The following is a 25,735-nucleotide window of genomic DNA, read 5'->3' as shown; positions in this document are numbered from 1 at the left end:
CGGGCGGGCAGGTCAGACGCGCAGGGTGACCAGGTGCGGCTCCACGTCGGCGCGCGCCTCGGGGCCGTACGTCTTCTCGAGCCGGGTCAGGAACGCCTCGCGGGTGAGGGCGTACTCCTGGGTGCCGACCTGCTCGACGACGTGCACGGCGAGGAGGCAGCCGAGCTGCGCGGCGCGGGTGAGGTCCAGGCCCCACGTGGTGGCGGCCAGGAAGCCGGCGCGGAAGGCGTCGCCGACGCCGGTGGGCTCCACGGCAACGACATCGGGGACGGCTGGGACGAAGATCTCCTCCGCGCCCTTCTGCTCGATCCGGACGCCCTTCTCACCGAGGGTGACCACCCAGATCCCGACCCGGTCGAGCACCTCCTCGCGGCTCCAGCCCGTCTTCTGGGTGATCAGGGAGGCCTCGTACTCATTGGAGACGAGGATGGCCGCGCCCTCGATGAGCTGACGGATCAGCGGTCCCTCGCCGAAGGCGAGCTGCTGGGAGGGGTCGGCGACGAAACGGTAGCCCCGCTGTCGGCACTCGTCGGTGTGGCGGAGCATGCCCTCGGGGTCGTCGGGGCCGATCAGCACGTAGTCGGGCTCGCCGACACGGTCGACGATCGGCTTCAGCTCGATCTCGCGCGACTCGCTCATCGCCCCGGCGTAGAAGGAGGCGATCTGGGCCATCGACGCGTCGTTGGTGCAGACGAAGCGAGCCGTGTGCTTGGTCTCCGAGACATGCACGGAGTCGCAGTCGACGTTGTGCCGCTCCAACCAGGCTCGATAGTCGGCGAAGTCCTCGCCGACAGCGCCCACGAGCACCGGGCGGAGACCCAGGTTGCCCAGGCCGAAGGAGATGTTGGCGGCACAGCCGCCGCGGCGTACCTCCAGATCCTCGACGAGGAAGGAGACGCTGATCTTGTCGAGCTGGTCGACCACGAGGGAGTCGGCGAACTTGCCCGGGAACGACATCAGATGGTCGGTCGCGATGCTGCCGGCGATGAGGAGGGACATGTTGCCGAACACTACCGCTCAGTACCGCTCGGAGTACCTGTCAGTAACGCTTAACGTCGAAGACATGAGCCTCACGCAGACCCCTCGACTCCCCTACGCCGACGCCGAGACACCGCATGAGATGTACGCCGACTGCTGCGCCGCGGGTGCCAACCTGCGGGTCCCGCTCCCCCGCGACCACGCCTCCCTGGAGACCGGGCGGCGGCACGGCGTCACCACCTCCTTCCAGGTCTCCGAGGAGGCGGCTCGCCTCGCCGGCAGCCTGCACCTGCACCTGAACTGAGCCAACGCAGCTGCTCAGACGCGAAGGAGCCCCGGCCGATCGGCCGGGGCTCCTTGTCGTCGGTCCTCGCTCGGACTCAGTGGAACGAGTCGCCGCAGGCGCAGGAGCCGGTGGCGTTGGGGTTGTCGATGGTGAAGCCCTGCTTCTCGATGGTGTCGACGAAGTCGATGACCGCGCCGTTGAGGTAGGGGACGCTCATCCGGTCGACGACCACGTTGACGCCGTCGAAGTCGGTGACCACGTCACCGTCGAGCGTGCGCTCGTCGAAGAAGAGCTGGTAGCGCAGACCGGAGCAGCCACCCGGCTGCACGGAGATGCGCAGAGCGAGGTCGTCGCGCCCCTCCTGCTCGAGGAGGCTCGTCACCTTGGCCGCGGCGACCGGCGACAGGTTGATCTGGTCGGAACGCGTCTCGAAGGCCTGCTCGGTCATGCTGAACTCCTGGTCATGGGTGAGGCGGTGTCACTAGCACCAATGGTCGCACACTCGCGGTTATTCCCCACCTGCTCGCCTGGCGACCGGTGGCGCGCCCGGTCGGACTCAGTCGAGCACCCAGCTGCGGGCCACCCGCTCGGCGAGCTCGCTGAGCGCCGCGTAGGGCTCGGCGACCGAGCGCTCGGCGCCGACGAGCTCGCTGACCGAGTACGCCGCCTCGATACCCAGTGCCCGCATCTCCCGACCGCCGACCAGCACCTGACCGGCCAGGGCGATGCACGGCCTCAGCGCAGCAGCGGCGACCGCGGCCACACCGTAGGGCACCTTGCCGGCGCGGCTGGAGAAGTCGAAGGCGCCCTCCCCGGTGACGACCAGGTCGGCCCGGGCAGCCCGGGCGGCCAGGCCGACCGCGTCAGCGACCAGCTCGACGCCGGACTCCCGCCGCGCACCCAGCAGCTGGAGCGCGAATCCGATGCCGCCACCGGCACCCGCGCCCGGTGCGGTAGCCAGCTTGCGGTCGGTCAGCTCCGCGAAGCGCTGCAGCCAGCCGTCGACCTGAAGCTGCTGGGCGTCGTCGAGGCCCTTCTGCGGGCCGAAGGTCTTGGTGGCTCCGACGATCCCGAGCAGCTGGGTCTCCACGTCGGTGGCGACGACCAGCTCCACGCCGTCGACCGCGGCGCGGGCGGAGGTCAGGTCGACCCTGGCGTCAGGGTCGGCAAGGCCCGCTAGACCGGCCGGACCGGCATCGAGGACCGCGCCCTCCGCCGTGGCCCCCAGTGCGGCCAGCAACCCGGCACCGCCGTCGTTGGTCGCGGTGCCGCCGACGCCCACCACGATCCGACGAGCACCCAGCTCGATCCCACTGCGGAGCAGCTCGCCGAGGCCAGCCGAGGTCGCGGTCATCGGGGCGCGCTTCTCCGCCGCGGTGAGGGCGATACCGACAGCCTGTGCCGACTCGATCCAGGCGGTGTCGTCGGCGAGGAGGATCGTCGCAGGGACGCGTTCCCCGTCCGGACCGGTGGTCGTGGTGGCCACCAGCTGACCCCCACGATTGGCGTGGAGCACGTCGACGAACCCGGGTCCGCCATCGGCCATCGGGCAGAGATCCGCCTCCACCTGCGGCGCCCGCCGTGCCCAGCCGCGCGCGATCGCCTCCGCCGCCTCCGGGGCGGTCAGCGTGCCGGCGTACTTGTCCGGGGCGATGAGAATCCGCATGGCCCCATCCTGCCGCCTGCGTGCCTCGTCCTGCCCTCCGGCTGCCCGGCCGACCACGGGGCAGGACCTCATCGACAACGTCCTGCATAGTGGCGGCCATGACCACCACCTCGCAGGACGTCCGGGCGCCGCTCATCCGGCCGATGCGCGAGGACGACCTCCCCGCCGTCGCACTCATCCGCCGCGACGGGTTCCTCGACCTCGACCAGCGGGTCCTCCCCCGGTCGGCGCCCGACCCCCTCGCACCCAGCGAGGAGGCCTCGCTGGGCTGGCAGGAGCGAACCGGTTTCACCCTGCGCCACGACCCGGGCGGCTGCTGGGTAGCGGAGGTCGCCGGTGAGCTGGTGGGCTTCGCCACCTCGAGTGTCCGCGAGCTCACCTGGATGCTGCACACCTACGTGGTGCTTCCGGTCGTGCAGGGTCACGGCGTCGGCAAAGCGCTCCTCGACGCCGCGCTCGCTCATGGCCAGGGGTGCCTGCGCGGCATGCTCAGCGCCTCGCTGGACCCCCGCGCCGTACGCCGCTACCGGCTGGCCGGATTCAGCCTGCACCCGCAGATGACCTTCGAGGGTCCGCTGGACCGGGCCCTGCTGCCCGTGGTCGACAAGGTCCGCGAGGGCAGCGCCGCCGACGTCGACCTCATGAACTCGATCGACAGGCAGCGCCGCGGATCCGCGCACGGCGTCGACCACGAGTGGCTGCTCGGCCACGCCCGGCTGGTCGTCTCCGACACCGGCACCGGAGCCGGGTACGCCTACGTCTCCCCCCAAGGCGGTGCGCAGTTGCTGGCCGCCACCAACCGGCGTACGGCGGCCCGTCTGCTCTGGGAGTGCCTTGCTGCCACGCCACCCGGCGGGTCGGTCAGCCAGCAGCATCTGACGGCAGCCAACGAGTGGGCGATCGACGTCGGCATGGCAGCGCGGCTCTCCCTACGACCAGACGGCTACCTGGCGCTGCGGGGTATGAAACCGCCCATGCCGTACGTCCACCACGGGGTCTTCGGCTGAGACGCTGGGGAATCGACTGCCGGGGATCGGGTGTTCACTGCATGTAGGCCCCCGGAGCGCGGCCCCGAGAGATCCCTAGGATGGTGCTCATGACCACGGTTGACCTGCCCCTTCTCCCCCTCGGCAAGGGCAAGGACCTCGGCGCTGAGCGTGGCGTCGAGTGCCCTGGCGACCTGCCACCGGCCTCCGACCCGGCATTGGTGGAACGCGCCCGAGCAGCCAAGGAGGCGCTCGGCGACAAGGTCTTCATCCTCGGTCACCACTACCAGCGCGACGAGGTCATCCAGTTCGCCGACGTCACGGGCGACTCCTTCAAGCTGGCTCGCGACGCGGCTGCCCGGCCCGAGGCCGAGTACATCGTCTTCTGCGGCGTGCACTTCATGGCCGAGTCGGCCGACATCCTCACCAGCGATGCCCAACAGGTGATCCTGCCCGACCTCGCCGCCGGCTGCTCGATGGCCGACATGGCTCGGCTGGCGCAGGTCGAGGACGCGTGGGACGCTCTCGCCGACGCGGGCGTGCAGGACCTCGTCGTGCCGATCACCTACATGAACTCTTCTGCCGACATCAAGGCCTTCTGTGGCCGCAACGGCGGCGCGGTCTGCACCTCCAGCAATGCCGAGGTGGCCCTGGAGTGGGCCTTCGCCCAGAAGGGCGAGCAGACGAAGGTCCTCTTCTTCCCCGACCAGCACCTCGGTCGCAACACAGCGGTACTGAAGATGGGCTACTCCCTCGACGACTGCGTGGTGTGGAACCCACTGCTGCCGAACGGCGGTCTCACCACCGAGCAGCTGCGGGACGCGAAGATGATCCTCTGGAAGGGTCACTGCTCGGTGCACGGTCGCTTCTCGGCCGACGTGATCGACGAGCTGCGCGCCAAGGACCCGGCGATCAAGATCCTGGTGCACCCCGAGTGCACCCACGAGGTCGTGTCGCAGGCCGATCTCGTCGGCTCGACGGAGTTCATCATCCAGACGATCGAAGCTGCCGAGCCCGGCAGCAGTTGGGCGATCGGCACCGAGCTCAACCTGGTCAAGCGGCTCGCCGACCGGCACCCGGACAAGTCGATCAGCTTCCTCGACCGCAACGTCTGCTACTGCTCGACGATGAACCGGATCGACCTCCCGCACCTGGTGTGGACCCTCGAGTCCCTGGTGGCCGGCACCGCTCCCAACGTCATCGACGTGGACGACGAGACCGAGAAGCACGCGCTCGTCGCCCTGCAGCGGATGCTCGACCTGCCCGCGAAGGTCGCCAAGGACGACTGAGCACGCGCCAGGCCCCCGAGCACACGGAGCCTGAACACACGAAGGCCGTGTCCCGCAGGACACGGCCTTCGTCGTACTCAGCCCTCGTCGTACTCAGCCCTCGACAGCCTCCGCCGCAGGCGCCGGCGACGTCGCGAGCGTACGCTCGTTGATCCCCTCGCCCGCGAACTTGTGCAGCAGGTTGGCGAGATCCACCCCGGTCGTGTTCTTCAGCAACTCCATGGTCTCGACCATGTTGCTGGTGACCTGCTTGGGCAGCTGCCCGGCGCCGTCGGTCGAGACGACCGTGAGCTTGTCGATGCCCGCCATCGGCCGGGCGACCTCGGCGGCCATCTGCGGCAGGATCTGCACGAGCATCTCGAGCACCGCGGCGTCGTTGTACTCCTTGTAGGCCTCCGCCTTCTTGTTCATCGCCTCGGCCTCGGCCTCACCGGTCGCCAGGATGGACGCGGCCTGAGCATCACCCTCCGCACGGAGAGCATCGGCCTCGGCGATACGGCGGGCCTTCTCGGCCTCACCACGCTTGGCGCCCTCGATCGCCTCTGCCTCGGCGAGCGCTGAACGTCGGGACTTCTCGCCCTCACCGGTGAGCCGGTCCTGCTCGGCCTGCGCCTCGGCGTTGGCGATAGCCGCTGCCTTGCGAGCGTCGGCGTCGAAGATCGTGGAGTTGCGGCGCGCCTCTGCCTCGGTCTCGACGCGGTAGCGCTCCGCGTCGGCAGGCTTGCGGACCTCGGTGTCGAGCTGACGCTCCTTCAGCGCAGCCTGCCGGACAGCGACCTTCTCCTGCTCCGCGAGGATCGCCTGGTCCCGATCGGCCTGAGCCAGCGGCCCGGCGGCCGCGGCCGTCGCGCTCGCGGCATCGGTCTCGGCCTTGATCTCGGACTCCTTCAGCGCCAGCTCACGCTGAGCGATGGCGATCTCCTGCTCCGCAGCGATCCGTGCCTGCTCCGCCGCCTGCCTCGCGTTGGCCTCGGCGATGGCCGCGATCTGGCCCACCTTCGCGGCCTCCGGGCGGCCAAGGTCGGCGAGGTAGCTGCCGTCGTCGGTGATGTCCTGGATCTGGAAGGTGTCGAGCACCAGGCCCTGACCGGTGAGCGAGGTCTCCGACTCATCGGCGACCCGCTGCGCGAACGCCGCCCGGTCGCGGATGATCTGCTCGACCGAGAGCGAGCCGACGATCGACCGCAGCGAACCCGCCAGCGTCTCCTGGGTGAAGGTCTCGACCTCGCCCTGCTGGCTGAGGAAGCGCTGCGCGGCGGCACGGATCGAGTCCTCGTTGCCGCCCACCTTGACGATCGCGACGCCGTCGAGGTTGAGCTTGACGCCCTGACCGGAGACCGCTCCGCGGATCTGTACGCTGATCCGCCGGGAAGAGAGGTCGAGGATGTGCAGCTTCTGCACGAACGGCACGACGAACACGCCGCCGCCCATCACGACCTTCTGGCCGGAGAGGTCGGTGGAGACCGCACCCGTCTCGAGGTTGCGCACCGCCTTTCCGCGACGACCAGTGACGATGTAGGCCTCGTTGGGGCCGGCCACCTTGTAGCGCGTAGTGACCAGCGCCGCCAACAGCACGACGAGGACGATGCTGCCGACGACGGCAAGCAGGACCGGGGACATCTGAGCTCCTTGCTCGATGGGACGGGACGTGTCGATCAGGCTCGACGCTCGACGAGCACCGAGGTCGCGGAGAGCACCGCCTGGATCGTGATCGGGGTGCCGGCGGCGAGAGGTTCGGTCGCGCGGGCGTTGAGCTTGGTGATGTTGCCGGCCGCCACCACACTCACCTCGCCGTACCCCTCCGCTGGGATCGCGCTGATGACGGTGCCGGACATGCCGGCCAGGTCGCCGGTACGGACGTTGGCCTCGTCGCCGCCCTGCTTCAGCTGGTACGACGCCCATCCGGCGCCGGCGCCGATCACCAGGCCCGCGACGACGCCGACGACGATGCCGACCCACAACCTGTCACTCACGCTGTAGGCGAGAGCGCCGCCGAAGCCGAAGGCACCCAGGAAGCCGGCCAGCGCCGCACCGGAGAAGAGGTCGCCGCCGAAGTCGAGGAGTCCGTCGAGCAGGTCCCCCACGACTAGGGAGATGACGAGCAGGCCGATGCCGACGGCACCGATGAGCAGGAACGTGATCACGCCAGACACCCTTCCCCGAACTGGTGGCCGCAATCGTAGGCGTTGGCACGACCGCCCGTCTCGGTGACCGCGGGTTCAGAGGCCGGGGGCACCCCAGACCGCAAGCCAGCGCTGCAGGTCCTGCTCCATCGGCAGCTCGGCCTTGAGCTGGTCGCGCACACCGAGCTCCAACAGGTTGTCGCGACGCTGCTCGCCGGTCGGGGCGAACGGATAGAAGGTGCCCTGCTTGTAGAGATAGACCAGTCCCAACCGGCTGCCGTCGGCACCGGCGAAGGGCACCAGCGAGCAGAGCAGCCCGGACCCGAACCCGGCCTCCTCCAAGGTCACATTGACCGCATGCAGATCGGTGCAGAGCCCCGCGACGTCGTCCGCATCACGGTGGACGACCAGCCAGGTGAAGCCGAAGTGGTCCTGGGAGACCTCGACGTCAGGCGCGTCCGGGGCGTCGTTGAGCAGGGCGACGATCTCCTGTTGCACCTGCGCGAACGCCGAGCCGCCGGCCCCGCGGAAACAGACGCTTCCCGAGCCGGTCGGCACGAGGCCCAGTGAGGTCTGCAGCGTGATCGCGGCGGAGGGGACCAGGAAGAGCGAGTCCAGGTTCGCGGCGACCTGTTTGCTGCGTCCCAGGATCGAAGCCCAGAAGCCCATCAGGAGGCCCGACCCAGCTCGGCCTGGATACGGGCCAGCTGCTCGAGACGCTGCTCGAGCGAGGGATGGGTCGAGGAGAGCGTCTTGAGCGACGCTCCGCTGATGGCCGGGGCGATGAAGAAGGCGTTCATGGCCGAGCTCGCCCGCAGGTCGCGCTGCGGGATCGAGGCCATCTCGCCGGTGATCTTCTGCAGCGCCGAGGCCAGCGCCTGCGGCTTCATGGTGAGGTAGGCGCCGGCCCGGTCGGCGCACAGCTCGCGGTAGCGCGAGAGCAGCCGGGTGAGGAAGAAGCTGATCGCGTAGACCACCAGGCTGATGAGCAGGGCGATCAGGTAGGCCGGCAGCGCTCCGTTGTTGTTGTTGCGACCACGACCGCCGCTCAGCAGGCTCAGGCCGCCGTACTGCGCCGACTGGGTGATCATGCCCGCGACGATGCCCGCCGAGGAGGCCACCGTCATCACCAGCACGTCACGATGGGCCACATGGGAGAGCTCGTGGGCAAGCACGCCCTCCAGCTCCTCAGCGTCCAGCGTGCGCAGGATCCCGGTCGTCACGCAGACCACCGCCCGGTCGGGCGAGCGACCGGTCGCGAAGGCGTTGGGAATGTCCATGTCGGCCACCCCGACCCGCGGCTTGGGCATATCGGCCAGCGCGCAGAGACGGTCGATCATGCCGTGCAGCTCAGGCGCCTCCGCAGGTGAGACCTCCCGGGCGCGCATCGCACGCATCGCGACCTTGTCGCTGCTCCACCACTGGTAGAAGGCGATGCCGATGCCGACCAGACCGATGATCGGCGCGAAGCCCCGGAAGAGGAACATCAACGACACGATCAGCGCCACGAAGACGGCGCCGAGCAGGAACATGGTCAAGGTCATCCGGGCGGTGAGGCCTCGGTCCTGGATGAAGCGCGAACGTGCCATGCGTCAGGGTCAGCCCGGGATCAGGCCGTCGTCTTCGAGCAGGTCGCGGACCTCGGCGAGCGACGCACCCTCGTGGGGCAGCACCGCGTCGGAGACGTCGAGCGCATCGGCGGCGTGCGGCGTACCCATCGCACGGACGCCGGCCAGCAGCTCGGTCAGCGCGCTCGCGAACGCCGTCTCGTCGCCGTTGCCCACCGCGGCCTCCAGGGCCGCGTCGAGGGCGTTGAGCCGATCGAGCTCCGACTCGGGGACGTCGTACTGACCCTCACCGAGGATCCGGACGATCATGCCTGCTCCTCGTTCTTCGCCGACTCGGGGTCGAGGATGGCGCCGCTGTCGCCGGACTCGATCGCCTGCGGAGCGGAGCCGCCACCCTTGAGCGCCGCGAGCTCGGCCTCGACGTCGACCTGCGAGCTCAGCGAGTCGAGCTCGCGGGCGATGTCGTCGTTGGGACCAGCGGTCACGTCGTCGAGCGCGCCGGAGGCCAGCAGTTCGTCGATCGCTCCCGCGCGGGCCTGCATGGCCGCCGTCTTGTCCTCGGCACGCTGGATCGCCATGCCGACGTCGCCCATCTCCTCGCCGATGCCGGAGAGAGCCTCGTTGATCTTGGTCTGGGCCTGGGCAGCGGTATAGGTGGCCTTGATGGTCTCCTTCTTGGTGCGGAAGGCCTCCACCTTGGCCTGCAGCCGCTGCTGGGCGAGCGTCAACTTCTCCTCCTCCGCCTGGAGGTTGGAGTGCTGCAGCCGGAGATCCTCGATCTGCTGGTTCAGCCCGGACTTGCGGGTCAGTGCCTCGCGGGCCAGGTCCTCGCGGTTGACCTCGATCGCCTTCTGCGCCTGCTGCTGCAGCTTGCTCTGCTGCTGCTCCAACTGGTTGATCTGCAGCTCGACCCGCTTGCGGCTGGTGGCGACGTCCGCGACACCGCGGCGTACCTTGGAGAGCAGCTCCAGCTGGCGCTGGTAGCTGTAGTCGAGGACCTCGCGCGGGTCCTCAGCGCGGTCCAGTGCCTTGTTCGCCTTGGAGCGGAAGATCAAGGTCATGCGCTTCCATACGCTCATCCGGGAAGTCCCCTCTGCTGGGTCGAGCTCGCCATTCTTGCTGGTGTCGTCACCCTACTAGCAGGCGTGGAGTCGGCTACCGCGGCGGCACAACGGGCTGCGGCTCGATAGGATCGTCCTCACTCGATCCGCACGTCGATAGGCACCCCTTGTTCCGTCGCAAGACCACCGAGACCCCGGCCGAGCCGACCCCTGTCAAGACGAACGGCAAGGGCCGGCCCACTCCGAGCCGCAAGGAGGCCGAAGCCGCCGCCAAGCAGCGGGCGAAGCTCCCCCGCGACCGCAAGGCGCTGGCCAAGCACCAGCGGGAGCTCCGGATGGAGTCGAGCCGCAAGATGCGGGAGGCGCTCAAGTCGGGCGACGAGGCCTATCTGCCGGCCCGCGACCGCGGGCCCGTACGCCGGTTCGTCCGAGACTTCATCGACACCCGGCTCAACATCAGCGAGCTGCTGGCTCCGCTGCTGATCCTCATCCTGATCATCTCGACCGGGGTCTTCGGCGCCAACTCCGCGGCGATCGCCAACACGCTCTGGATGGCGACGATCCTGCTGGTCGTCATCGACGTCTTCTGGCTTCGCTTCCGGGTGCGCCGGGCCGTGCGGCAGCGCTTCCCGGAGGAGCCGCTGAAGGGCATCACCTGGTACGCCGTGATGCGGGCCGTCAACATGCGTTTCCTGCGGCTGCCGAAGCCCCAGGTCAAGATCGGGCAGCCACTCCCCGAGCACTACCGCTGATCGCGAGCCGCCGGGGACGGCGAGCTCAGCGGCGGCGGAGCCAGGAGAGCCCGGGGCGGAGCGCCGTACCGAGGGTGTTGCGGGCCTGGTTGACCGCGTCGCGCGCCGGGCCCGTCATGGGCGCCAACAGCAGCTCGACGTCGACCCGACGGTAGCCGTGCTCGGCGAGCAGACGCTGCAGACCGTCGCAGATCTCCTCGTGCCATGCGGAGCGGGCCGGAGCCGGCGAAAGCTGCACATGTACGTCGCCCTGGTCGTACTCGACCACGTCGAGCAACAGGCCCAGCTCGCCGATGGTCGCTCCACGGGCGGCGGGGGCGGGCAACTGGGCGGCGATACGCCAGGCCCGCGGCCGGGGCACCGGGAGGGTGCCGGGAAGGTCAGTCATCGTCATGTTCGAGATCATCGCCATGGTCGAGGTCAGGTGGACTGCCACGGCGACCACCGGTAGGCGGCCGACGGGCCCGGACACCGTAGCACCTCAGGTGACCCAGATCACTCCCCCGCCGTGGGGGGCGCCGGGGGCGGTTGCAAGGATGGAGCCATGAGCCCTACCGCCGACACGTCCGTCCGGGTGGCTTGGGCCGACGACGCGCCCGCCATCGCCGCCGTCCAGCTCCGTGCCTGGCGCGAGCAGTACGCCGACCTGCTCCCTGCCGAGACCTTGGCGGGCTGGCAGGTGGAGCAGTTCGAGGAGCAGTGGCGCCAGTCGCTCGCCCGCCCTTCAGACGCTCGACAGCGCGTCCTCATCGCTCTCGACCGCGCCCGGGTGACCGGCTTCGTGATGACCGGGCCCGGCGCGGATCCCGACTGCGACCCGGTGGCCGACGGGGAGCTCAACGAACTCACCGTCGACCCCACCGAGCGTCGCCACGGACACGGCTCACGACTCCTCCAGGCGGCTGCAGACACGCTCGCCGCCGACCGGTTCACCCGCGCCGTGACCTGGCTGCCCAGCACCGACGACACCAGGCGCGCCTTCCTTGCCTCGGCCGGCTGGGCACCGGACGGCGCCCACCGCGAGCTGGATCTCACCGGGGACGGCACCTGGCGCGTCCGTCAGGTGCGCCTCCACACCGCCCTCGCCTGACCCGTCGAAGCGCCAGCTAGTTCACGTTCACGGCGCTCCAGGCGGCGGCGACGGCAGCGCGCTGGGGAGAGCTGGCACCGAAGAGGTCCGTGGCGGCGTCGAGGGTCGCCGTACGGGCCTGGGCGTAGGTGGTGCCGGAGGTCATGTAGACGTCGAGCGCACGGAACCAGATCCGTGCCGCCGCGTCGCGGCCGATCCCGGCGATCGTCGATCCGTCACAGGTCGGTGAGGTGTGCGTACGGCCGCCGATCGTCTTCGTGCCGGAGCCCTCTGCCAGCAGGTAGAAGAAGTGGTTGCCGACACCCGAGGAGTAGTGCACATCCACGTTCTTGGTCGAGCTGCTCCAGCAGGAATGCGAGTTGCCGTCCTTGGCCGGGTCGTCCATCCGCCGCAGCCCTTCGTGGCGGACGAGGTCGAACTGCTCGCCGATGAAGTAGTCGGCCGGGTCGGCCGGGTTCGCAGCATGGAACTCCACCAAGCTGCCGAAGATGTCCGAGGTCGCCTCGTTGAGGCCACCGGACTCACCCGAGTAGGTGAGGTTGGCGGTGTGCTCCGTGACGCCGTGGGTCATCTCGTGTCCAGCCACGTCGAGCGAGACGAGCGGACCGTAGTTGACGCCGTCCCCGTCGCCGTAGGTCATCTTCTCGCCGTCCCAGAAGGCATTGACGTACTTGTTGCCGTAGTGGACCCGACTCAGCGTGCCCGTGCCGTTGCCGAAGATGCCCTGACGACCGTGCACCTGCGCGAAGTAGTCCCAGGTCTGCGCAGCCCCGTAGTGCGCATCGACCGCGGCCGACTCGCGGTTGGAGTTGCTGCCGTTGCCGAAGGAGGTGTCAGCGCTCGTGTATGCCTTCGGGGTGGCGCACATGAGGCCGAGGAGGGTGCACAGCACCGAGTCGGTCTTGTTCTGGACGTCGACCGTCTGGCCGTTGCCGTGCACCGGGTCGGTCAGCACATAGCTGCCGCCCGACTGCGTGACCTGGATCGGCACGGTGCCGCTGTAGAGCCCTTGGCCCTGACCCTCGACCGTGTGGATCTGCTCCTCGCTGCGGATGATCCCGCCCTCGCGTGCATCGACGTACGTCGCCAGGCGGCTCGGGGTGCCGTCGGCCCGGACCCCCGAGGTCAGCACCTGCCAGGCGAGCCGCGGTCGCGCGCCGGTGGCGTCGACCACCAGGGTCGGCTCTCCTTCCGCCTTGGCACGGTCGATGCCGCGCTGGTTCTTCGCGGAGAGGCCCCGCCGCTGCGCCCGGCCCTCCTTGACGAGGGGGCGTACCGCGAGGTCGAGTGGCGCCTTCAGCGTCTGGCTCACCCCCTCCAAGGCACCCGCAGGGGCCTGATGGACGACAAGATCTCCACCGACGACCGGCAGGCCGCGGTAGGTGCGCTCGAGGCGCACGTGCCGGGTGCCGTCGGCGTCGCGGAGCGTGCTGCGGGTGTGGAAACGCTGCCCCTCAGTAGCCCTCGCGGCGCCCGGGTGCTGGCCGAGCAGGGCCACCGCACCGGGACGGTCCGCCTGCGGATGGGCGTGCGCCGGGGAGATCGAGGCCGCCAGGCCGATCGACGACGAGACAAGGGCGAGTGCCGCCAAGACTGGCGTGGTGCGCATTGCTGCTCCTGAGTTCCGAGATGGGTTCCCTCCCCGATCGAGCAGACTAGGTCAGCCGCACCACCTCCGAGCCCGCCCGAGCGACGCAGAATCTTGCACTGCAAGAAGTTGCAGTCCTCGCGAGCAGCGACCCCGCTCAGCCGAGGTCGAGGAAGTGCTCCAGGCCGACGGTGAGGCCGGGGTGAGCGCTGATCGCGCGCAGGCCGGCGAGCACACCGGGACCGAACGACGCCCGATCCATCGAGTCATGCCGGATCGTCAGCGTCTCGCCCGGTCCGCCGAGCACGACCTCCTGGTGCGCGACCATTCCGCGGATCCGCAGCGCGTGTACGGGCACGCCGTCGACCACCGCGCCCCGCGCCCCTTCCAGGGAGGTGGAGGTGGCATCCGGCATGGGGCCGCTCCCCGCCTCGCGCCGGGCCGCGGCCACCAGCTCCGCCGTACGCCGCGCGGTCCCCGAGGGCGCATCGGCCTTCGTCGGGTGGTGGAGCTCGACGATCTCGACCGACTCGTAGTGGGGAGCGGCGAGTGCGGCGAAGCGCATCATCAAGATGGCGCCGATGGAGAAGTTCGGGGCGATGAGCACACCGGTCTCCGGAGAGTCGGCAAGCCAGGAGCGCAGCTGCTCGAGCCGCTCGTCATCGAAACCGGTCGTGCCCACGACGGCGTGGATGCCGTGGCGGATGCAGAACTTCAGGTTGCCCATGACCACGTCGGGATGCGTGAAGTCGACGACCGCCCGCGCACCGGCGGCGACCAGCTGCTCGATGTCGTCGCCGGCGTCGATGGCGGCAACCAGCTCCATGTCGGCAGCAGCCTCGACCGCTGCACAGATCTCCGAGCCGACCTTGCCCTTCGCGCCCAGCACTCCGACCGGGAACTTCGTCTGTGTCACAGGAGCCAACCCTATCCCGGTTCGCGCCACGACCCGGTCGGTGACTGACGATCGCCGGTACTGGTGGCAGTCTTGACCCCATGGTGCTCCAAACGATCCCGGCGCGCATCCGGTGGGCGGTGGAGGTCTTCGACGTGCAGCCGGGCGACCAGATCCTCGAGGTCGGCTGCGGTCAGGGCCACGCCGCCGAGCTGATCTGCAGCAAGCTGACCACTGGTCGGCTGCTTGCGATCGACCGGTCCGAGTCGGGCGTCGACCGCACGAAGCGTCGCTGCGCCCGGTTCCTCGAGGCCGGTCGGCTCGTCGTACGCCACATCGACCTGGCGACGCTGCGCGTACCGGTCAAGCGGCTGGACAAGGTCTTCGCCTTCAACGTCAACCTGTTCTGGGTGCGCGAGTGCCAAGACGAGCTCGCGCTGCTGCATGAGCGGCTCTCTCCTGGTGGCACCATCCATCTCTTCTACGACGCCAACCGCGCGGAGTCGGTGCCGGTGATGGCGGAGAAGGCCTCGGACGCACTGCTGCGCGCCGGATTCCGGGTCTCCGTGGTCAACAGCCAGGTGCCCCCGGTCATCGGGTTGATCGGCACGAAGTGAGAGGTGCGGACCCTCTAGGCCGCCATATGCGCGCACTCAACACGTGAAACGCGCGCACTCGACACGGGTCAGGGGGTGGCGGGGCCGACGACGGCCATCACCTCGGGCTGGGTGAAGAGATCGCGGGCGAGCTGGTGCACCTCGTCGAGAGTGACGGCATCGATGCGAGCCAGTACCTCGTCGATGCCGAGCAGCTCGTCGTGGACGAGCTCGGCCTTGCCGAGACGGCTCATCCGTGACCCGGAGTCCTCCAGTCCCAGCACCAGGCCGCCGCGCAGCTGGCCCTTGCCTCGGGCCAGCTCCTCGGCGGTGATGCCGTCGCGGACCACCTTGGCGAGCTCCTCACGGATCACCCGTAGGACCTCGTCGTACTTGCCGGGCAGACAGCCGACCGAGACGCCGACGAGGCCGGCATCGGCGTAGCTGCTGCCGAAGGTGAAGACCGAGTAGGCGAGGCCGCGCGCCTCGCGGACCTCCTGGAAGAGACGGGACGAGGTGCCGCCGCCCAAGGCTGTGGAGAGGACGCCGAGGGCGAAGCGCCGCTCGTCGGTGCGGGTCACCCCCTGCACGCCCAGGACCAGGTTGACCTGCTCCAAGGGGCGGCTGGTGTGTGCCTCGCCGGCGCGGACCCGGCGGACCCGCTCCGTGGTCCGGGGACGCACCGGCTGCTCGTCACCACTGAGGAAGCCGTTGCGCGAGAAGGCCGTGCGTACGTCGCGCACCACGGTCGCGTGGTCGATGTTGCCGGCCACCGCGACCACCATGTTGGCGGCCCGGTAGTGGCTGCGGTAGAAGCGATTGATCTGCGCCCGGGTGAGCGAGGTGATCGACTCCTCGGTGCCGGCGATGGGCCGGCCGAGGGGCGTGTCGCCGTACGCCTGCCAGGCGAAGAGGTTGTGCACCACGTCGTCCGGATCGTCGTCGTGCATCGCGATCTCGTCGAGGATCACGTCACGCTCGGCCTCCACGTCGGCGTCGTCGATCAACGAGCTGGTGATCATGTCGCCGAGCACGTCGACGGTCATCGGCAGGTCGTGGTCCAGCACCCGCGCGTGGAAGCAGGTGTACTCCTTGGCGGTGAAGGCGTTGAACTCGCCGCCGACCGTGTCGAGCGCCACGGAGATGTCCATCGCCGAGCGCTCCCGGGTGCCCTTGAAGAGCAGGTGCTCGAGGAAGTGGGAGCAGCCGTGCAGTGACGGCGTCTCGTGGCGGGAGCCCACCCCCACCCAGACGCCGATGCTGGCCGAGCGGACGCCGGCCATCTGCTCGGTGACGACCCGCAGGCCCCCAGGCAGGACGGTACGCCGGATCGTGGAGATCACGCGCCCGCTCTCGTCGGTCTCCGTGCGCAGGGTCCGGGTGCTGCCGACCTTCTGCACAACGGCCGACCGGCCAGCAGATACCTGCTGACCGGTCGTCCGGATGCGTAGTGGAACGCTCACGCCTCAGTCGTCCGAGTCGCCCTCGGCGGCGTCGCCGGACTCCTGCTGAGCCGACTCGTCCTCGACCACGGGGACCAGCGAGAGCTTGCCGCGGTCGTCGATCTCGGCGATCTGGACCTGGACCTTCTGGCCCACGGCCAGGACGTCCTCGACGGACTCGACACGCTTGCCACCGGCCAGCGAACGGAGCTTGCTGATGTGCAGCAGGCCGTCCTTGCCCGGGAGCAGCGAGACGAAGGCACCGAAGTTGGTGGTCTTCACGACGGTGCCGAGGTAGCGCTCGCCGACCTCCGGCATGGTCGGGTTCGCGATCGCGTTGACCGCCGCCCGAGCCGCCTCGGCGGCCTCGCCGTTGGTGGCACCGATGTAGACCGTGCCGTCGTCCTCGATGGAGAGGGTGGCGCCGGTGTCGTCCTGGATCTGGTTGATCACCTTGCCCTTGGGCCCGATGACCTCGCCGATCTTGTCGACAGGGACCTTCACGGTGATGATCCGCGGGGCGTGCACCGACATCTCGTCGGGCGCGTCGATGGCCTCGTTCATGACCTCGAGGATCGCCAGGCGCGCGTCGCGGGCCTGGGTCAGCGCGGCGGCCAGCACCTCTGCGGGGATGCCGTCGAGCTTGGTGTCGAGCTGCAGCGCGGTCACGAACTCCTTGGTGCCGGCGACCTTGAAGTCCATGTCGCCGAAGGCGTCCTCGGCACCGAGGATGTCGGTGAGGGCGACGTACTGCGTCTGGCCGTCGATCTCACCGGAGATCAGACCCATGGCGATGCCGGCGACAGGCGCCTTCAGCGGCACACCGGCCTGCAGCAGGGAGAGCGTCGAGGCGCAGACCGAGCCCATCGAGGTGGAGCCGTTGGAGCCCATCGCCTCGGAGAGCTGGCGGATCGCGTAGGGGAACTCCTCGCGGCTCGGCAGCACCGGCAGCAGCGCCCGGCGAGCGAGAGCGCCGTGGCCGACCTCGCGCCGCTTCGGGGAGCCGACCCGGCCGGTCTCGCCGGTGGAGAACGGCGGGAAGACGTACTTGTGCATGTAGCGACGGTGCGTCTCGGGCGAGAGGGTGTCGAGCTGCTGCTCCATCTTGAGCATGTCGAGGGTGGTGACACCCAGGATCTGCGTCTCGCCCCGCTCGAAGAGCGCCGAGCCGTGCACCCGCGGCACCACGCCGACCTCGGCGTGCAGGCTGCGGATGTCGGCCAGGCCGCGACCGTCGATGCGGACCTTGTCGCGCAGGACGCGCTCGCGCACGACCTCCTTGTTGAGCGACCGGAACGCCGCGCCGATCTCCTTCTCGCGACCCTCGAAGTCCGCACCGACCTTCTCGAGCAGCGCGGCCTTGATCTCGTCGAGCTTCTCCTCGCGCTCCTGCTTGCCGGCGATCGTCATCGCAGCGGCCACGTCGGCACGCACGGCGGCCTCGACGGCGGCGTACACGTCGTCCTGGTAGTCGAGGAAGATCGGGAACTCCTGGACCGGCTTGGCGGCCACCCCGGCGAGCTGGATCTGCGCCTCGCAGAGCTGCTTGATGAAGGGCTTGGCGGCGTCGAGGCCGCTGGCCACGACCTCCTCCGTGGGCGCCTGGGCGCCTCCGGCGAGCAGCTCCATGGTCTGCTCGGGCGCCTCGGCCTCCACCATCATGATGGCGACGTCACCGGTGTCGGTGATCCGGCCGGCGACGACCATGTCGAAGATGGCCTCCTCGAGCTGGCTGTGGGTCGGGAAGGCGACCCACTGGCCCTTGATCAGCGCCACGCGCACGCCGCCGACCGGGCCGGAGAACGGCAGGCCGGAGAGCTGGGTGGACATCGACGCGGCGTTGATCGCGAGCACGTCGTAGGGGGTGTCGGGGTTCAGCGCCATCACCGTGATGACGACCTGCACCTCGTTGCGCAGCCCCTTCTTGAAGGTCGGGCGCAGCGGGCGGTCGATCAGGCGGCAGGCGAGGATCGCGTCCTCGCCCGGGCGACCCTCGGAACGGAAGAAGGAGCCGGGGATGCGGCCCGCGGCGTACATCCGCTCCTCGACGTCGATGGTGAGCGGGAAGAAGTCGAAGTGGTCCTTCGGCTGCTTGCCGGCGGTGGTCGCCGAGAGCAGCATCGTGTCGTCGTCGAGGTAGGCGGTCACAGAGCCGGCGGCCTGGCGCGCCAGGAGGCCGGTCTCGAACTTGACCGTGCGGGTGCCGAAGGCACCGTTGTCGATCACGGTCTCGACCGCGGAGATGGTGGGTTCTGCCACGTTGGTCATGAAGAGGCGTGTGCTTTCTGTTCGCGGAGCGAACCGCTCACCGCCGTCTGGTTGGCGCTGAGCTTGCGGTGAAGTTCCCGCGAGGATCAGCCGGTCTTCGATCGAGGCCCGCAGCGCCGGCCACCGCCGGTCTGAAGGCCACTACCGAGGACCGAGCCTGACGTGGTGCGGGTCGCTCCTATGGGTTAGGCAGTATTCAGTTGTGCACGGCTGAGCCGTACAGCATCGAGACTAGTCGATGCGCGGGTACGTCGGCCCTCAAGACGCGGCAGAAGCGGCCACCGACGATCGGTGGCCGCTTCCCCACGCGAGACGCGTTGATCAGCGACGAAGGCCGAGGCGCTCCACGATGGAGCGGTACCGGTTGATGTCGGTCTTCTGCAGGTAGTTGAGAAGACGGCGACGCTGGCCGACCAGCAGGAGCAGGCCACGACGGCTGTGGTGGTCGTGCTTGTGCTGCTTCAGGTGCTCGGTCAGGTGCGAGATGCGGTGGCTCAGCAGAGCGACCTGCACCTCGGGGGATCCGGTGTCACCCTCGGACATGCCGTACTCGGCGATGATCTTCTTCTTGGTCTCCGCGTCGGTTCCGATCGACATCGGGCGACTCCTTCCCTCTGGTCCGTTGCGCGGCGCGCCGAGCGGGTTGCTCGGGCTCTCTGGTTCCGCGGCCGTTCTGACGGCATGCCCGTCTCCGGGCAACCGGAGAAGACTAGCAGCGGCACCTCTCCCCCACCCAATCGCTGGTCAGGTCCGGGCAGCGACCAGCGGGCCGGGGACCTCGACGACCTCGCCGCGGGGCGGAACCGGGCGGCGCGGCCACCAGGCGCGCTCGCCCAGCAGCGTGAGCAGCGCCGGCAGTGCGACCAGGCGGATCACCGTGGCGTCGACCAGGATCGCGACCGCCAGCCCCACGCCCATCATCTTCATCTCCATCATCGACAGCACCGCGAAGATCGAGAAGACCGCCACCATCACGGCAGCCGCGCTGGTCACCACGCCGGCGGTGTCGGCGATGCCGCGGCGTACGGCCACCCGGCTGGGCAGTCCGGCGCGCACGTGCTCCTGCACGCGGCTGAGCACGAAGACGTGGTAGTCCATCGACAGGCCCACCAGCACCACCATGACGAAGAGCGGCAACCACTCGATCAGGTAGCCGGGTGCCGAGAAGTCGAGCACGCCGCTCCCCCAGCCGTGCTGGAAGACCAAGGTCATCACCCCGAAGGCGACACCCACCGACATCAGGTTGAGGAGCGCGGAGAGGAGAGCGATGGCCGCGCTGCGGAAGGTGACACCCATGATGACCAGGGTGAGGAGCACGATGAAGCCGACGACCCACGGCATCCGGTCGGTCAGCTGGTGGATCCAGTCGTAGTTCTCACCGGCGGCCCCGCCCACGGCGAACTCGTCGGCGACACCACGCAGGTGGTCGGGGACGACGCTGCTGCGCAGCGCTTCCACGGCCTTCTCCGCCTCCTCGGAGTCCTCGGGGTGGTCGATGCCCAGGGTGAGTACGGCGGTCCGCCCGTCTGCGGAGACCCGGACTGGGTCGCCGGAGACCGGTTCCATGCCGAGGCCGCTCGCCACGGCGGCGTCCTGCACCTCGATGAGCCGCTGCCGCAGCGCCTGTGGGTGCTCGGCCTTCGCGACCACGTCGACGGTGAGCATCTGGCCGGGGAACCGCTCGGCGATCTGCTCGAAGGTGCGTACCTGGGGAATCGAGGTGGGCAGGGTCTCGAGGCCACTGGAGCTCACCTTCATGCCGAGGGTCGGAGCTGCCAGCGCGCCGAGGAAGGCCAGGGAGAGCACGGCAGCGGCCAGCGGGTGCCGGACGACAGGCCCCAGGAGGCGCCGGCTGATGCCGCCCGTGCCCACGCGCCGGTTGAGACGCCACAGCAGCGGGAGACGCGGGCGGTTGACCTTGTCACCGAGCAGCACCAGGAGCGCGGGCAGGACGGTGATCGAGCCGACGACCGCGATCGCGACGACCAGGATGGCGCTGGTGGCCAGCGAGTCGAAGGTAACGCCCTGCACGAGGAACAGGCTGGCCATCGAGGCGATCACCGCGCCACCGGAGACCAGGATCGAGTGCCCGGAGGTGGCTGCGGCGATCTCCACCGCGTCGACCACGCTGCGACCGCGGCTCCGCTCCTCCCGCTGCCGCTTCAGGAAGAAGAGCGAGTAGTCGACACCGACCGCCATGCCGATCAGGACGATCATGCTGGTCACCGTCTGCTCGGCCGGCCACAGGTGCGAGATGGGAGCGATGATCCCGATCGAGGCGACCACGCTGCCGAGAGCGAGCAGCACCGGGATGCCGGCAGCGATGAGCGCGCCGAAGGCGACCAGCATGAGCAGCAGGGTCACCGGGAGGCTGGTGATCTCAGCCGACCGGAGGTCGTCGGCGACCAGTTCGCCGATCGCGTCGTCGATGCTGTTGTCACCGGCCTGGGTGATGCCGAGCGCGGGATGGGCCTCGGCGACCTCGGCCGTCACCTTCTGCAACGGCGCCACGTCGACCTCGGTGTCGGCGAGCTCGACGTCGACCAGCATCGCCGTGTGGTCCGGGTTCCACGCGGCCTGACCCACGGCAGCCACTCCGTCGACGCGGGCCATCTCGCGACGTACCTCCTTCGCGGCCTGCTCGATCTCGGACTCCTGCCCCGTCGAGCCCGTGATCAGCACCGATTCACTGAAGGGCAGGTCGAGGCCGGCCTCCTCGGTCATCCGAGAGGCTTTCCCAGACTCGCCCTGCCAGTAGTCGGAGCCATCGGCCGTCACCGTCGGCACCGTCATCAGGAGGCCGACGGCCACACCGATCAGCAACAGCCAGGTGCCGACCGCTCGCCAGGGGTGCCGGGCGCTCCATCGCGCCGACGACTCGGCCAGTCGGGACACGGGGTTGGACCTCACTACCAGAGGCATCGGGGATCTCCTCGTCAACGGGAGCTCCGCGCACCGGAGCTCGTACTGCCCCCACGCTCCCGGCATCCGCACTTCCGGTCACGGTGGTCAGATCCCCACCGGGGGTGGACCTTTCTCCACCCCCGCGGAGGCACCTGGCCCCACCGCGCGCATGCCTGTGATCGGCGAGGATGGGGCCATGCGCAGTCAGCTCAGCCCGTGGCGCCTCACCGGATACGCCCTGCTCCAGATCCTGCTCCTGCCGTTGACGCTGGTCTTCGTGGTGCTGAGCATCGTCGCTGGGGCACTGGCGGTCATCACGGTCGGCATCCCGCTGCTGCTGGTGACTCTTCCGGTGCTGCGTTGGAGCGCGGACCTGCACCGCCGGATGGCGGCCGCCACCCTCGGCCACCCGGTTCCCGAGGATCGACTCCCGACCGCCGGGCTCGGCGCCATGGCCCGGATCCGGACCTGGGCGATGGACCCCATGACCTGGCGGGAGGTCGCCTGGGCGTTGGTCGGCGTACCCGTCGGCTTCGTGCTCTCGCTGCTGACCCTCGTGCTGCTGGTCGTCGTCGTGACCGGCGCCCTCTGGTGGTACGGAGCCCCGCAGATCATGGGCGCCCGCGCGGGCCTGGACCGGTGGTTCCTGTGCAAGGGGCGGACCGAGCGGCTCGAGGAGCGCGTCGAGGTGCTCACCGAGTCACGCGCGGCGAGCGTCGACCATGCCGCGGCCGAGCTGCGGCGCATCGAGCGTGACCTGCACGACGGCGCCCAGGCACGCCTGGTCGCGCTGGGGATGACTCTCGGAATGGCGGAGCAGAGCGCCTCGACGGATCCCGAGGCGACCACGCGGCTGCTCGCGGAGGCGCGCGAGACGACCACGGCTGCGCTGGGCGACATCCGCTTCGTGCTGCGTGGCATCCACCCACCCGTCCTCGCCGACCGCGGGCTCGTCGGGGCGGTCCAGGCGCTCGCACTCGACATGGCCCTGCCGGTGACGGTGACCAGCGAGCTGCGCGGGCGGCTCACGGAGCCCTTGGAGTCGGCGGTCTACTTCGCCGTTGCCGAGTGCCTGGCCAACGTCGGCAAGCATGCCGTGGCGAGCGAGGCGTGGATCGGCCTCGACGAGACGGACGACCTGCTGCGCGTCGTCGTCGGCGACGACGGCCGGGGCGGGGCCTCGGCCGCCGCCGGGTCCGGACTGCGCGGGGTGGCGCGACGGCTCAGTGCCTTCGACGGCACGATGAGGGTGTCGAGTCCCACCGGGGGGCCGACTCTCATCACCATGGAGGTGCCGTGCGCGTCGTCGTAGCCGAGGACAACGCCCTGCTTCGCGACGGCATGATCCGACTCCTGGAGGCGCACGACATCACCGTGTCGACCGCGGTCGACAACGCCGTCGATCTCGACCACGCGCTGCGGGACACCGAGGCCGACGGCGCCGTGCTCGACGTCCGGATGCCGCCGACCCACACCGACGAGGGTCTGCGCGCAGCACTGGCGGTGCGCAGCCGCCGTCCTGGCTTCCCGGTGCTGGTGCTCTCGCAGTACGTCGAGCAGCTCTACGCCCGTGAGCTCCTGGCCAGCGGCGAGGGAGCGGTCGGCTATCTGCTGAAGGACCGCGTCGCCAACGTCGGCGACTTCATCGACGGCGTACGCCGCGTGGTCGCCGGCGGCACGGTCATCGACCCCGAGGTGATCGCCGCGATCATGTCGCGCCGTCGTCAGCAGCCGATCGACCGGCTCACGCCGCGCGAACGGGACGTGCTGGGCCTGATGGCCGAGGGGCGCTCGAATGCGGCGATCGCAGCTCAGCTGCACGTGACAGAGCGCGCCGTCACCAAGCACACCAACAGCATCTTCACGAAGCTGGACCTGCCGGTCGCCGCGGATGACAACCGGCGGGTGCTGGCGGTGCTGGCCTGGCTGCAGGTCGAGTAGCCCTACCGGCGGGCCGCGTAGCGCGCCAGCGCCTCCAGCCGTTCGCTCGCGTGGTCGAGGATCGGCGCCGGATAGCCCGGCGCTCCCCCGTGCTTCCAGGGCTCGTGGGCAGCACGACCCTGGAGGCCGGCGAGCTCGGGAACCCAGCGTCGCACGTACTCCCCCTCCGGATCGAACCTCAGCCCCTGGGTGACCGGGTGGAAGACCCGGAAGAACGGCGAGGCGTCGGTGCCGGTGCCGGCCACCCACTGCCAGCCGTGGTTGTTGGAGGCGAGGTCGGCGTCGGCCAGGAGATCGAGGAAGTGCCTGGCCCCGACCTGCCAGGGCAGGTGGAGGTCCTTGCAGAGGAAGCTCGCGGTGATCATCCGCACCCGGTTGTGCATCCAGCCGGTAGCGGCAAGCTGACGCATTCCGGCATCGACGATCGGGAACCCGGTACGTCCTGCCCGCCAGGCGGCGAGCGGTTCGGCGGCGTCGGCCGCGTCGTCCTGGGCGATGCCGAGCGCGCGCAGGTCATGCCACGCGCTCCCGGGGCGATGGTGCAGCACGTCGGCGTAGAACTCGCGCCAGGCCAGCTCGTCGACGAGCCGTGAGACGTCCTCCCCCTCGTGCCTGCCCGCCAGGTCGGCGAGCAGCGTGCGGGGATGGATCGCACCCACCTTCAGGTAGGGCGAGAGCCCGGAGGTACCCGCGACATCGGGGCGGTCGCGCGTCTCGGCGTACCCGTGGAGACGCTCATCGAGGAACCGCTGCCACCGCAGGAGCGCCGCCTGCTCCCCTGGCCGCGGCAGTGTGCCGGCCAGCTCGACCGCGGCGCGCAGCGCGTCGAGCGCAGCCGGCTCCGAGGCGCCGGGGGCCAGCCCCTCCAGCGGCGCTGGGGAGGCCGGTGCCGGCCACCCGTGTGCGCGCCAGGCGCGGGCGAACGGAGTGAAGACCTGGTAGGGCGTGCCGCCGCCGGTCAGCACTCGACCGGGCCCCACGGCGTACGGCGAGCCCGTGCGGACCAGCTCCCGTCCCGTGGCCGTGAGCGCCCGCGCCACCGCGGCGTCCCGGCGTACGCCGTATGGCGTCGTCTCCGCGCTGACGTGCACCGATCCCGCACCCACCCGCTCGGCGAGCTCCGGGACGAGCCGCACCGGGTCACCGGCGACGACGGTGAGGCGCCCGCCGAGCCCGTCGCGAAGATCGAGCACGTTGGCAGCCAGCCAGCCGCGCGGCACCCGCCCCGCCCGCTGCCACAGCAGCTCGTCGACCACGAAGACCACATGCACCTGACCGGCCGCCGCCAGGGCTGCGTGCAGGGCCGGATGGTCGCCGCTGCGCAGGTCGCGCCGGACCCACAGCAGCGCAGCGGTCATCGGAGGAGTCCGAGGACCTCGCGAGTACGGGAGACGTCGTTGTTCATCGCCTCGATGAGCTCTTCGAGGCCGTTGAAGCGGAGCATGCCGCGCAGGTGGGCGACGAAGGTGACCTCGACCTCGACGCCGTACAGGTCGAGGTCGGTGCGGTCGAGCACGTAGGACTCGACGCGGCGCTCACGCTCGCCGGCGAAGGTGGGGTTGGTGCCCACCGAGATCGCCGCCGGGAACGTCTCGTCGGTGTCCAGGCGACGCAACCAACCGGCATACACGCCGTCGGCGGGCACGAGCCCGGTGTCGTGCACCGGGACGTTAGCGGTCGGGAAGCCGAGCTCCCGGCCGCGCTGGTCGCCGCGGATCACCGGCCCGCTCACGCGCACTGGGCGCCCGAGGGCCTCGGCAGCACCCTCGACGTCGCCGGTCGCCAGGCAGGTCCGGACGTAGGTCGAGCTCCAGACCTGCGGACCGCCGTCCAGGGCCACGCCCTCGGCCGTGAAGCCGTGGGCGAGCCCCTCCTCGCGCAGCAGCGCGACGTCGCCGGAGGCACGGTTGCCGAAGCGGAAGTTGGCTCCGACGACGACCGCCTTCGTGTTCAGGCTCTGCACCAGGATCCGCTCGATGAACTCGACCGGGCTCCACGCCGCGATCTCGCGGTCGAACGGCAGTACCACGACGTGGTCGGCGCCCGCGTCGGCCAGCAGCGCCGCTCGCTCCTCGACCGTGGTCAGCATGCTGGGCGCATGGTCGGGGCGGAGCACCGCCATGGGATGGGGGTCGAAGGTCACCGCGACCACAGGAAGACCACCGAGATCGGCAGCCACCTCCCGGGCCCGACGCACCACGTGCTGGTGACCCAGGTGGCAGCCGTCGAAGTTCCCGATCGTCACGACGGTGGGCCCGAGGTCGGCCGGCACCCGTTCAGGATTTCGCCAGATCTGCACGGC

The 25,735-nt window shown here is 69.9% G+C and carries 26 protein-coding genes; 8 read left to right on the top strand and 18 right to left on the bottom strand.

Features of this window, described 5'->3' with window-relative positions; all coding sequences use genetic code 11:
• Positions 1-12 precede the first annotated feature (12 nt).
• Entirely contained in the window at positions 13-999 is a 987-nt protein-coding gene (locus tag DNK54_RS00780; protein WP_110205738.1) for a carbohydrate kinase family protein, read from the bottom strand.
• Between the two features lie 64 nt (positions 1,000-1,063).
• Between DNK54_RS00780 and DNK54_RS00775 the strand changes: the two genes are divergently transcribed.
• Complete coding sequence (locus DNK54_RS00775; protein WP_110205063.1) at positions 1,064-1,282, top strand: hypothetical protein; 219 nt, start codon at positions 1,064-1,066, stop codon at positions 1,280-1,282.
• Positions 1,283-1,358: 76 nt separating this feature from the next.
• Here the strand turns inward: DNK54_RS00775 and DNK54_RS00770 are convergent, their stop codons facing one another.
• Together DNK54_RS00770 and DNK54_RS00765 are read right to left on the bottom strand one after the other, a co-directional pair.
• Entirely contained in the window at positions 1,359-1,712 is a 354-nt protein-coding gene (locus DNK54_RS00770) for a HesB/IscA family protein (RefSeq protein ID WP_110205062.1), read from the bottom strand.
• Between the two features lie 108 nt (positions 1,713-1,820).
• Positions 1,821-2,930, bottom strand: a complete 1,110-nt coding sequence (locus DNK54_RS00765; RefSeq protein WP_110205061.1) for a glycerate kinase family protein — start codon at positions 2,928-2,930, stop codon at positions 1,821-1,823.
• Between the two features lie 98 nt (positions 2,931-3,028).
• Here DNK54_RS00765 and DNK54_RS00760 point away from each other — a divergent pair, with 98 nt between their 5' ends.
• A complete protein-coding gene (locus DNK54_RS00760) occupies positions 3,029-3,937 on the top strand; it encodes a GNAT family N-acetyltransferase (protein ID WP_110205060.1) in 909 nt (302 codons plus the stop codon).
• Between the two features lie 89 nt (positions 3,938-4,026).
• Complete coding sequence (nadA, locus tag DNK54_RS00755; protein ID WP_110205737.1) at positions 4,027-5,205, top strand: quinolinate synthase NadA; 1,179 nt, start codon at positions 4,027-4,029, stop codon at positions 5,203-5,205.
• A gap of 93 nt (positions 5,206-5,298) precedes the next feature.
• On the opposite strand, the gene DNK54_RS00750 is transcribed toward nadA, so the two are convergent.
• The 6 genes from DNK54_RS00750 to DNK54_RS00725 form a co-directional block, all read right to left on the bottom strand.
• Positions 5,299-6,825, bottom strand: coding sequence for a flotillin family protein (locus tag DNK54_RS00750; RefSeq protein WP_110205059.1), 1,527 nt, complete (start codon positions 6,823-6,825; stop codon positions 5,299-5,301).
• Positions 6,826-6,860: 35 nt separating this feature from the next.
• A complete protein-coding gene (locus DNK54_RS00745) occupies positions 6,861-7,349 on the bottom strand; it encodes a hypothetical protein (protein WP_110205058.1) in 489 nt (162 codons plus the stop codon).
• Positions 7,350-7,424: 75 nt separating this feature from the next.
• On the bottom strand, positions 7,425-7,997 hold the full coding sequence (gene pspAB / locus DNK54_RS00740) for a PspA-associated protein PspAB (RefSeq protein ID WP_110205057.1): 573 nt from the start codon (positions 7,995-7,997) through the stop codon (positions 7,425-7,427).
• Positions 7,997-8,917, bottom strand: a complete 921-nt coding sequence (gene htpX, locus DNK54_RS00735; protein ID WP_110205056.1) for a zinc metalloprotease HtpX — start codon at positions 8,915-8,917, stop codon at positions 7,997-7,999. The genes pspAB and htpX overlap by 1 nt, the downstream gene beginning before the upstream one ends.
• Positions 8,918-8,926: 9 nt before the next feature.
• On the bottom strand, positions 8,927-9,205 hold the full coding sequence (pspAA, locus tag DNK54_RS00730; RefSeq protein ID WP_110205055.1) for a PspA-associated protein PspAA: 279 nt from the start codon (positions 9,203-9,205) through the stop codon (positions 8,927-8,929).
• Entirely contained in the window at positions 9,202-9,975 is a 774-nt protein-coding gene (locus DNK54_RS00725) for a PspA/IM30 family protein (RefSeq protein WP_110205054.1), read from the bottom strand. The genes pspAA and DNK54_RS00725 overlap by 4 nt, the downstream gene beginning before the upstream one ends.
• A gap of 149 nt (positions 9,976-10,124) precedes the next feature.
• On the opposite strand from DNK54_RS00725, the gene DNK54_RS00720 reads away from it, so the two are divergent.
• Positions 10,125-10,709 (top strand): DUF3043 domain-containing protein, encoded by a 585-nt coding sequence (locus DNK54_RS00720; protein ID WP_110205053.1) that lies wholly within the window; start codon positions 10,125-10,127, stop codon positions 10,707-10,709.
• A 25-nt stretch (positions 10,710-10,734) separates the two neighbouring features.
• On the opposite strand, the gene DNK54_RS00715 is transcribed toward DNK54_RS00720, so the two are convergent.
• Positions 10,735-11,181 (bottom strand): hypothetical protein, encoded by a 447-nt coding sequence (locus DNK54_RS00715; protein WP_162602254.1) that lies wholly within the window; start codon positions 11,179-11,181, stop codon positions 10,735-10,737.
• A 72-nt stretch (positions 11,182-11,253) separates the two neighbouring features.
• Between DNK54_RS00715 and DNK54_RS00710 the strand changes: the two genes are divergently transcribed.
• Positions 11,254-11,799, top strand: coding sequence for a GNAT family N-acetyltransferase (locus DNK54_RS00710; protein WP_110205051.1), 546 nt, complete (start codon positions 11,254-11,256; stop codon positions 11,797-11,799).
• A 16-nt stretch (positions 11,800-11,815) separates the two neighbouring features.
• Here DNK54_RS00710 and DNK54_RS00705 read toward each other — a convergent pair whose 3' ends face one another.
• Together DNK54_RS00705 and dapB are read right to left on the bottom strand one after the other, a co-directional pair.
• Entirely contained in the window at positions 11,816-13,408 is a 1,593-nt protein-coding gene (locus DNK54_RS00705) for a M4 family metallopeptidase (RefSeq protein WP_110205050.1), read from the bottom strand.
• Positions 13,409-13,544: 136 nt separating this feature from the next.
• A complete protein-coding gene (gene dapB, locus DNK54_RS00700; protein WP_110205049.1) occupies positions 13,545-14,303 on the bottom strand; it encodes a 4-hydroxy-tetrahydrodipicolinate reductase in 759 nt (252 codons plus the stop codon).
• 80 nt (positions 14,304-14,383) lie between these two features.
• On the opposite strand from dapB, the gene DNK54_RS00695 reads away from it, so the two are divergent.
• Complete coding sequence (locus tag DNK54_RS00695) at positions 14,384-14,899, top strand: class I SAM-dependent methyltransferase (RefSeq protein WP_110205048.1); 516 nt, start codon at positions 14,384-14,386, stop codon at positions 14,897-14,899.
• Between the two features lie 68 nt (positions 14,900-14,967).
• Here DNK54_RS00695 and DNK54_RS00690 read toward each other — a convergent pair whose 3' ends face one another.
• From DNK54_RS00690 to DNK54_RS00675, 4 genes are all read right to left on the bottom strand, one after another.
• Complete coding sequence (locus tag DNK54_RS00690; RefSeq protein WP_239459834.1) at positions 14,968-16,341, bottom strand: M16 family metallopeptidase; 1,374 nt, start codon at positions 16,339-16,341, stop codon at positions 14,968-14,970.
• 3 nt (positions 16,342-16,344) lie between these two features.
• Positions 16,345-18,588 carry a polyribonucleotide nucleotidyltransferase gene (locus tag DNK54_RS00685; protein ID WP_110205047.1) on the bottom strand — a complete coding sequence of 748 codons (2,244 nt, stop codon included), beginning with the start codon at positions 18,586-18,588 and terminating at the stop codon, positions 16,345-16,347.
• A 321-nt stretch (positions 18,589-18,909) separates the two neighbouring features.
• Entirely contained in the window at positions 18,910-19,185 is a 276-nt protein-coding gene (rpsO, locus tag DNK54_RS00680) for a 30S ribosomal protein S15 (RefSeq protein WP_110205046.1), read from the bottom strand.
• 147 nt (positions 19,186-19,332) lie between these two features.
• Positions 19,333-21,483, bottom strand: coding sequence for an MMPL family transporter (locus DNK54_RS00675; protein ID WP_239459833.1), 2,151 nt, complete (start codon positions 21,481-21,483; stop codon positions 19,333-19,335).
• Between the two features lie 205 nt (positions 21,484-21,688).
• On the opposite strand from DNK54_RS00675, the gene DNK54_RS00670 reads away from it, so the two are divergent.
• The gene (locus DNK54_RS00670) at positions 21,689-22,804 is read left to right on the top strand and encodes a sensor histidine kinase (RefSeq protein WP_162602253.1); all 1,116 of its coding nucleotides are present in this window, start codon (positions 21,689-21,691) and stop codon (positions 22,802-22,804) included.
• Positions 22,789-23,433, top strand: a complete 645-nt coding sequence (locus tag DNK54_RS00665) for a LuxR C-terminal-related transcriptional regulator (protein WP_110205043.1) — start codon at positions 22,789-22,791, stop codon at positions 23,431-23,433. The genes DNK54_RS00670 and DNK54_RS00665 overlap by 16 nt, the downstream gene beginning before the upstream one ends.
• Before the next feature lie 2 nt (positions 23,434-23,435).
• On the opposite strand, the gene DNK54_RS00660 is transcribed toward DNK54_RS00665, so the two are convergent.
• Complete coding sequence (locus DNK54_RS00660) at positions 23,436-24,791, bottom strand: cryptochrome/photolyase family protein (RefSeq protein ID WP_110205042.1); 1,356 nt, start codon at positions 24,789-24,791, stop codon at positions 23,436-23,438.
• Positions 24,788-25,732 (bottom strand): bifunctional riboflavin kinase/FAD synthetase, encoded by a 945-nt coding sequence (locus tag DNK54_RS00655; protein WP_110205041.1) that lies wholly within the window; start codon positions 25,730-25,732, stop codon positions 24,788-24,790. Before DNK54_RS00655 ends, DNK54_RS00660 begins: the two co-directional genes overlap by 4 nt.
• Positions 25,733-25,735 lie beyond the last annotated feature (3 nt).

The organism is Nocardioides daejeonensis (genome assembly GCF_003194585.1).
GTDB classification, from domain to species: domain Bacteria; phylum Actinomycetota; class Actinomycetes; order Propionibacteriales; family Nocardioidaceae; genus Nocardioides; species Nocardioides daejeonensis.
Note: the sequence above shows the minus strand (reverse complement) of the source record. Positions and strands in the feature narration are given on the sequence as shown.